Below are 514 nucleotides of genomic sequence, written 5' to 3' on the forward strand. Positions count from 1 at the left end.
CGAGTAGGTCGGGGCACGTGAAACCTTGACTGAAGACGGGGGGACCATCCTCCAAGGCTAAATACTCCTGGCTGACCGATAGTGAACCAGTACCGTGAGGGAAAGGCGAAAAGAACCCCGGAGAGGGGAGTGAAATAGATCCTGAAACCGTATGCGTACAAGCAGTGGGAGCGGGCCTTGTCCCGTGACCGCGTACCTTTTGTATAATGGGTCAGCGACTTATTTTCAGTGGCGAGCTTAACCGATTAGGGGAGGCGTAGGGAAACCGAGTCTTAACGGGGCGACCAGTCGCTGGAAATAGACCCGAAACCGGGCGATCTATCCATGAGCAGGGTGAAGGTTGAGTAACATCAACTGGAGGCCCGAACCAGGATCTGTTGAAAAAGATTTGGATGACTTGTGGATCGGAGTGAAAGGCTAATCAAGCCCGGAGATAGCTGGTTCTCCTCGAAAGCTATTTAGGTAGCGCCTCACGTATCACCGCCGGGGGTAGAGCACTGTTTCGGCTAGGGGG

The 514-nt window shown here is 54.1% G+C and carries 1 rRNA gene; it reads left to right on the forward strand.

Annotation, left to right across the window (positions count from 1 at the left end):
- A 23S ribosomal RNA gene (locus GFD32_RS15815) occupies positions 1-514 on the forward strand; the annotation flags it as partial.

Origin of the sequence: Halomonas faecis, assembly GCF_010993975.1 — a bacterium.
Taxonomy (GTDB): domain Bacteria; phylum Pseudomonadota; class Gammaproteobacteria; order Pseudomonadales; family Halomonadaceae; genus Halomonas; species Halomonas faecis.